This is a genomic window from Ruoffia sp. FAM 24228, from assembly GCF_045528575.1.
GTDB lineage: Bacteria > Bacillota > Bacilli > Lactobacillales > Aerococcaceae > Ruoffia > Ruoffia halotolerans.
Map to the genome: position 1 here is coordinate 1 of NZ_JBGQQZ010000123.1, position 2,039 is coordinate 2,039.

A 2,039-nucleotide genomic window follows, 5' to 3' on the forward strand; every position below is an offset into this window, starting at 1 on the left:
CATCCGTGGTAAGATGGGTGTAGGTCATTTGTGGTCACTCCTTTGTATTCTTTGGTCGGAATTACAAGTTGAGTGTACCACAAATGGCTGTTTTAGTTGTCTAGCTTAATTTTACAATCGGCGCTATATAATAAATATTAATGACCTATTTGTGAAATATTTATTTAGTTATGGTATCATAAGTAAAAAGCAATAAGAAAGAAGTGTAACATATGACTTTGAATAATTATCAAGATATCTTGCAATACATTGATGTGCTACTCAAACATAATTCATTCACTAAAGCAGCCAAAGATCTGTACATTTCTCAACCTTATCTCACTCAAATTATTAAGAAAATCGAAGATGACTTAGGCACCGAAATCATTAATAGAAAAAGCCCTCAGCTACAATTAACTGAAGCAGGAAAAGTGTATTATCAATATTTGGAAAATTCAGATGCCGAATTAAATCAATTGAAAAACACGTTAATTCAATACAATGAAGATTCTCCCATTTCTCTCAGTATTGGTGTCTTGTCTAGTCTCGCAACCTTTATCTTACCGATTACTTTACCAAAATTTGTTCAAGCACATCCCGAAGTCACGTTAACGATTCTAGAAGATTTACCAAGTAACAGTGAAGCGAAAGCAATGAATCAAGAGATTGATTTCTATATTGGTCAAAATCCAGAGACAGTCTCCCCTTCGTTGATAACACATCTTTGTGGAACCCATCGGTATTATGCTGTGATTCCACCTAGTTCGGATTTATATATCAGTGGCTCTGTTGAATTGAGCTCGAATACAATTGCGATTGATAAATTATTAAGCCAAGACTTGGTGCTAACATCAAGTGGATCTGCAATTCGCCGTCAAATTGACCGCCTTTTAAAACGCTATAGTATCACGCCTAACATTGTCTTAGAGTCCACAAATATTTATACTGTTTCAAAATTTGCAGAGCACGGTTCGGGCGTTGCTTTTATCCCAGAAAGTGCTTTGCCTACTTTACAGGAAGATTTAGAATATAATTTATATCCCATCTCCCTCGACTTAATGTCGGTTGATTTTTTTATCGCTTACTCTTCACGACTATACTTAACTGATTTACATCATGATTTCTTAAATAGATTCATTACGAACGTGCAGACGCATTTGATTGTATAAAAAAATCGTTAGATTCATCGATGAATCTAACGATTTTTTATAAGTTATTTTCTTTATATCTTTTTACAATAATCGGTGTCATGAGACTTGTAACGACCACGACTGTTAGTAGTTTTGCGGTCGCATTTAGGACATATTCCATAAGCACGGGTTTCATTGCCCCTATAACAGTGGGCGTTCTGACCGAGGCTCCAGCTGCTGACATCTTTGAAAGCGAGGCAACTCCATTATTTTTCAATACTTTTGTGTCAAGTGAGAGTTGGTATAGGTTAACTAAATAGTAATCCCACTAAACCGGACTGCGTAGCTTCAATTAAATTTTAACCTTGTCCAATATTCCATCCTAATAAAAGTAGTAAAGCTGCAACTCCTGTCCCGAAAATTTTACGGAACCCTTGTACGATATGTCCAAGTATTATTCCTAAAATCACTGGAATCAGCGTTGAAACGAGTAACATCCATTCACATCCATCAGCATACGATAAACTATAGATAAATACCGGCACTAATGGTATTCGGCAAACAAAGAGGTAATACCAAAGACTGTCTTGTCTTTCTCTTTTCCAAAATCATTAACTAAGGCTAAATAAACCGCAGGATTAATACTTCCAATCGCAACAATGAAGTGCGCAAGTAATAGCACACCATGATTTTTGATTACTTTCTTTAAAGCACCAAGCTTCATACCTGTCCCTGAAAAGAAGCTTATTGATCGACTTCAACATCTTATCATCCCCTATTTGATATTATTTAATTATGTTCAATATACCTGAACAATTCATACTTTTCGTTGAAACATGTGCCAACTGCCTAACGGCAGCTTAAATTTACTTTTTCATTTTCACCTGTTAAGTGATGAAAAAAGAACCCCATTCTGATATTGTAAAGGTG

General features: G+C 35.5%; 3 protein-coding genes and 1 pseudogene. 1 reads left to right on the top strand and 3 read right to left on the bottom strand.

From position 1 onward, the window contains the following. Positions 1-212: 212 nt before the first annotated feature. A complete protein-coding gene (locus ACEN33_RS12160; RefSeq protein ID WP_138403903.1) occupies positions 213-1,148 on the top strand; it encodes a LysR family transcriptional regulator in 936 nt (311 codons plus the stop codon). A gap of 37 nt (positions 1,149-1,185) precedes the next feature. Here the strand turns inward: ACEN33_RS12160 and ACEN33_RS12165 are convergent. The 3 genes and pseudogenes from ACEN33_RS12165 to ACEN33_RS12175 all read right to left on the bottom strand — a co-directional run. Continuing rightward, positions 1,186-1,398: pseudogene (locus tag ACEN33_RS12165) on the bottom strand (2-keto-3-deoxygluconate permease); the annotation flags it as partial. Between the two features lie 70 nt (positions 1,399-1,468). Beyond that, positions 1,469-1,654, bottom strand: coding sequence for a 2-keto-3-deoxygluconate permease (locus ACEN33_RS12170; RefSeq protein ID WP_268951492.1), 186 nt, complete (start codon positions 1,652-1,654; stop codon positions 1,469-1,471). Further along, positions 1,654-1,833 (bottom strand): hypothetical protein, encoded by a 180-nt coding sequence (locus tag ACEN33_RS12175; protein ID WP_138403906.1) that lies wholly within the window; start codon positions 1,831-1,833, stop codon positions 1,654-1,656. Before ACEN33_RS12175 ends, ACEN33_RS12170 begins: the two co-directional genes overlap by 1 nt. Positions 1,834-2,039 lie beyond the last annotated feature (206 nt).

Excerpts from the sequence above, each read along its gene's own strand:
- ACEN33_RS12175 (WP_138403906.1), bottom strand. The coding sequence starts at position 1,833 with ATGAAGCTTGGTGCTTTAAAGAAAGTAATCAAAAATCATGGTGTGCTA.
- ACEN33_RS12160 (WP_138403903.1), top strand. The coding sequence starts at position 213 with ATGACTTTGAATAATTATCAAGATATCTTGCAATACATTGATGTGCTA.